The 5,387-nt window shown below is 43.0% G+C and carries 3 protein-coding genes; all 3 read right to left on the bottom strand.

The window, feature by feature from the left end:
* Positions 1 to 2,258, bottom strand: a 2,258-nt coding sequence (locus tag ACXJGZ_RS05280; RefSeq protein ID WP_456398468.1) for an oligosaccharyl transferase, STT3 subunit, incomplete at its 3' end; no start/stop codon positions are given.
* 304 nt (positions 2,259 to 2,562) lie between these two features.
* The gene (locus tag ACXJGZ_RS05285; RefSeq protein ID WP_456398470.1) at positions 2,563 to 3,969 is read right to left on the bottom strand and encodes an L-aspartate oxidase; all 1,407 of its coding nucleotides are present in this window, start codon (positions 3,967 to 3,969) and stop codon (positions 2,563 to 2,565) included.
* Positions 3,970 to 4,038: 69 nt separating this feature from the next.
* Positions 4,039 to 5,370, bottom strand: coding sequence for an amidophosphoribosyltransferase (gene purF, locus ACXJGZ_RS05290; RefSeq protein WP_293256560.1), 1,332 nt, complete (start codon positions 5,368 to 5,370; stop codon positions 4,039 to 4,041).
* Between the last annotated feature and the right edge of the window lie 17 nt (positions 5,371 to 5,387).

The following is a 5,387-nucleotide window of genomic DNA, read 5'->3' on the forward strand; positions in this document are numbered from 1 at the left end:
CTCCCGTTGATGTCCTTCGGCAGTTCAAATTCTTTCAAATCCTTCACAGAGTACCACTTTTTAAAGACGAGTGTCCCGTTCTCCAGATATCCATAGAGTCCCAGGCTTGTCCCAGTGGCATTCTCGAATTTAAGGATTATCTCACCGTCATTCCGCTCAACGACCACATTGGGATGCTTGAAGTGGAATATCTTGATGTAACCACCGTCAGAGTAAATCAGTTTATAGTCTTTAGCATATTCATTCGTGAACATAAGTTTAGCTAAAGTGATATTGAACGTTTTTTCGCTTATTAAGACGGCATAACCATAGTTTAGGTTCATATAAACGTAAGCATTCCCAACTTTTTCGCTTTTGAGATTTAGCTTTGTTATGTTGTTCTTATACTCCAAAAATGCCTCTTTTGGCGAAAACACCTGGCCTTCAGCGTTCACCAGAACCTGCCACTCTTCTCCCGACCGGGCAACTATTTTATAGCCCTCCTTCTCAAAGATAAGTGTTCCAAATCTGGAAATCAACGGCAAAATCATTAAAAAGTGGCCTTCCTTTGAAACGTTTGCTGTCTCCAAAATTGCCCCGAATTTAAGGGCGGTATCATAGGAGACGATTATGTAATCAACCCCATAGTTCATAGCCCATCTTTCGCTTAAATTGCCAAGCAAAAAGCGAGCGACATTTCTGTTTGGACTTCCCTGAGCAACGGGAGATCTTCTTGCATAGTAAGTCACCCAGTGACCGTAATCCCACCATGCTAAAACAATATCGTTCTCATTTGAGACCTTCCCCAGATAGCGGAGGGCATTTTCCCAGTTTTTATTCATAAACGGCTTTTCCTGATAAACACGCTCAAATCCCAATGCTCCGCTGAAAGCCGGAATTATGACCAATAAAGCGATGCTTAATGCCAAAGCTTTTCTTTCTTCAAACCTTGGAATCACAAAATCATAGAGAGCAACTAGTCCAACACCGCCCATGAGAGCAATTGCCATTGAGCCAATAAACAAAAAGCGGGTCCAGTAGTAAACCATGATTAGACTAGGAATAATTAAACCCAGAGTCATGAAATCTGCCATTTTTGGCTTTTTAAATTTTAGAACATAAAAGGGAGCCAAGAACAATACCAAATTATAAGCTGTAAAAAGATCCCCAAATCCGCTCTTTTGGGTTTCCAGTATGGGTGCACTCCTAAATATTCCAAATCCTGTTGATGCTTCTTTTAGAAGGGATGCATAAGAACCACCAACCTTAAAAAACATGAGAAGCCCTATTAGCAGACCAGTTCCAAAAACGGCAAACCTGATTTTTTTATTTGAAATATAAGTAAGTCCAAAGAGGAAAAGAATGAAAAACAAGGAAAGAGGTATAAACAATTTGATATGGGCTAGTAAGTACAAATCTTTTATACTCCCAAGCTGGAGCCCAATGCTCCCCACAATTTTCTTAGTTAGATAGCTGTTCCACAACATACCATGTCCATACATATCTCCAAACTTAATTGCCAATAAAGCACCCAGAGCCGTGGAAAGAGTTAGTAAAGCCGAGTCCAAGAAATATCTTTTTTTATCCATAAAAAACGCCCAGAGTGCAATGAAAAGGGCATTTCCAAGCAAAAAGACGAAGATTGGATAGTATGCCTTCCAGAAGATGGAAGCCAAGCCGCTGGCAAAGGCAGGAATCAAATAGAAAATGTGTCTTTTGTATTTCCAGTTCTCCTCGTTATACTTAAACGCCAAAGAAATCCCGAATAAAGCCACGCTGTACCAGAAGAGCATGTAATTATCACCGCGGTAATAATTAGCCATTGACCTAAAAGCATGCCCAAACATTACAGCAAGAAGAAATGATGAAAAGAATGCCTCTCTCTCCCCGTAGAAGTTGAGCATGGCAAGATAAAAGAAAGCTACTGTTAAAACTCCAAAAATCACGGGAGTTATCCTAAAAGCGTTATAGAGGGAAACTCCAAAAACCGAGAGGAGCTTGTAGATGTAAACTGGTGTCATGTATAACCCAAGGGGATGACTAATAAAGTACCCCCATGGACCACCGGCAAAAGTGATGAATTTCATCCACTCTCCGGCTTTTAAACTCTCCTCAATGTAAGCCAAGTGAAAATAGGGATCATAACCGAAAAGATAGTGATATCTCAAAGGGATGAGCCGGAATATAGTTGCAATAATCACAACAAAAGAAAGCGCATATCTCGGTTCAAGAAATTTCTCACTTAATTTGATCACTTTCTCAAACTTCTCGTCTGTCATGGTTATCCCCGGGAATAATCTTATAAGTGCAGCAAATTTAAAGTGGCTATAACTATTTTCATGACTTATCAAAAGAGAATAAGGCGAATAAGATAAAAATGTTGTGCCTACAACCATTTGTCTATGTGTACAGAGGGTTCAAATGAGACCTGAAGAGTTGTCTAATGACTTCTAGCATCTAGCATTTTGATCACTGAATAATTCATATCTATCCGAGTTATACATTAAAAGATTATAAGCAAGGAAATGAACAGAACCTTAAACCTAACGTCTCAACTGCTTATCCGGACAGTATGGGGAGAGATCAGAAAACCTCCCTTCTTTTTATACTCGCAGCACTGAAAAATATCGATCTTTCAAACTCCTTCCTTGAGAAGGGATAATCCTCCCTGAAGTGAGCGCCCCGGCTCTCCCTCCTCTCAAGGGCAGCCCTCAAAATTCCTTCCGCCAGGAGTTTAATTCTGGGATCTACATCCACACCCTCCAGTTCATTCAACCCTCTTTTGATGCCCACGTCGTTCCTAACTATCCCGGCATATCCCCACAGAATCTCCCTTACACTCTCCAGATCCCCTGGCTCCTCACTAGTATCCTCGACATCCCCCACATCTTCGAGCCGTGGTCTATCTCTAAATACCGTCCTTGAGACCTCCAGACCGCTCACTATGCACTCTAAAAGAGAGTTGCTCGCCAGACGGTTGGCACCATGGAATCCATTGGAAGCGGCTTCTCCTATCGCATAGAGATTTTCAATTGTGCTCCTGTACCATAGATCAACGCTCAAACCCCCCATGGAATAGTGGGCTATCGGGGAGACGGGGATTAAATCTTTTTCAGGGTTTACGCCCTCCCTAATCAAAAAGGCATATATCTGCGGGAATTTCTCCTTAAAATCCTCTATTCGTGTTGCATCCAGATATACTTCCCCCTCCTGCATCTCCGCATAGATTGCCCTAGCCACGACATCCCTCGGCTCGAGTTCGTTCACAAAGCGCTCGCCCTTTGAATTAACCAATTTGGCTCCGTGTCCTCTCACCGCCTCGCTTATCAATTTAACACCCTCTTTCCCGATGAACCCCGTCGGATGAAATTGAACGAACTCCAAGTCCCTTGCTAAAGCCCCTTTCATGACCGCATCTCCTATGAGAATCCCAGTATTCATTGGAGAACCGGCAGTATACCTGAAGAGGGCCGTGTATCCTCCGCTAGCCAGAATTGTCGCATCAAATTTCAAAAACTCGCCCTCCACAAATACACCATAACATTTTCCCTCCTTGATAGCAAGGGCATCAGCAGTGCCTTCGACAAAATTAATACCCAGCTCTCTAGCCCTCATGTAAAGAATTTGAGTTAGATGTCTTCCAGTTTCGTTCTTAATCGTGAAGACCCTCGGAAAAGCATGTCCACCCTCAAGTTCGGTGTATTCAAACTCCACCCCAAGGGAGAGGAGAAAATCATATGCCTCACTACCCTTTGAAATGACGTTCCAAACCACCTCCTCGTCATTAATGTAGCGCCCTGCCTTAATTGTATCGAGAACGTGGGATTTTATTGAATCCCCTTCAAGAACCGGAAATGCCACCCCTGCCTGAGCAAGATATGAATTTGTGTTCTTTATGCCTTTATGAATGAGTGTAACGCCAAATCCTCTCCTAGCGAGGGCAATTGAAGCCGTTAATCCCGCTATCCCCCCACCGACGACGCCTATCATGAACCCACCTAAAAATAGTGAGACGGGAAGCGTATAAATTTTTCTAAAGATCACAGGCTCAAAGGCTCCCTAAAGGTCAAAAGCATACTCGGGATAGACGCCGTTCAGACATGCCATGCATAAATCCTCTATACCAACAGCTTTTTTTAATCCTTCTATGCTCAAGTATCTCAGAGAATCAGCTCCAATGCTCTTTTTAATCATCTCTACACTTTTCCAGGAGGCTATAAGCTCGTGCCTGCTTGGAATGTCTATTCCCATGTAGCACGGATGTTTTATTGGAGGGGAGGATATTCTTACATGGACTTCCTTCGCTCCAGCATCCTTGAGCATGAGAACTATACGCTTCATTGTTGTGCCCCTCACGATGGAATCATCCACCAGGATAACCCTCTTATCCTTAATGACCTCGCCAACAGGGCTCAGCTTAAGCTTGACATTCAAACTTCTGAGCTCCTGGCTCGGCATTATGAAAGTTCTCCCGATGTAACGATTTTTTATTAGTCCTTCCTCATAAGGAATTCCACTTTCCATTGAGTAGCCTATGGCGGCGGATCTCCCAGAATCCGGAACGGCTATTACAACATCTGCCTCAACATTATCTTCTCTTGCCAATTGTCGACCCATCTCTATCCGGGTTCTATAAACATTTCTCCCCTCCATCATGCTATCAGGGCGTGCAAAATAAATATACTCAAAAACACAGTGTGCATGAGGCTTCCTCATCAAAAGCCTGCTCTCAACTTCATCTCCTATTAGAAAGACTTCTCCAGGTTTCACATCCCTTATCTCCGAAAGAAACATCAAAAGGGCAGAACTCTCGGAAGCAAAATAAATGCCATCACCCTCACCATAACTGAGAGGTCTGAAGCCGAGGGGATCTCTCGCCACAAGAATCTTCCCATCAAAAAGGAATGCAAGGGAATAAGCTCCCTTAACTTCTTTAAAAACCAGTTTCATAGCCTCAAATTCATCCTTAACCTCCATGTAATGGCTTAGAAAGGAGATTCCCAGAAGCTCACTATCCACAGAAGTTCTGAATTTGAAACCTTTTTTCTCATATTCCCGGCGCAGAAGCATGTAGTTGGTCAAAGTACCATTATGAACCAGGGAAAGCTTCTTTCCACAGCACTCCACTTCAAGGGGCTGAGCTTCGTTTAAACCTCCAAAGGTGGAGTATCTCACATGCCCGATTGCCAGGTTTGAGTCCATAGAATCCAAAATGCCATTTTTAAAGACTTCCGGAACCAGACCCAGACCTTTATATGTTTTCATGCCTCTCTTCCATATGCTTATTCCCGCACTTTCCTGTCCGCGATGTTGAAGAGCCAGTAATGCGTAGTATGCTTTCTTAGGGGCGTTTTCTGTTTTCGCTGCAAATATGCCACATTTTTCCCTCATGAAATCACCTGTTGACA

The organism is Palaeococcus sp. (in: euryarchaeotes) (assembly GCF_053987695.1).

Excerpts from the sequence above, each read along its gene's own strand:
- ACXJGZ_RS05285 (WP_456398470.1), bottom strand. The coding sequence starts at position 3,969 with ATGATAGGCGTCGTCGGTGGGGGGATAGCGGGATTAACGGCTTCAATT.
- purF (WP_293256560.1), bottom strand. The coding sequence starts at position 5,370 with ATGAGGGAAAAATGTGGCATATTTGCAGCGAAAACAGAAAACGCCCCT.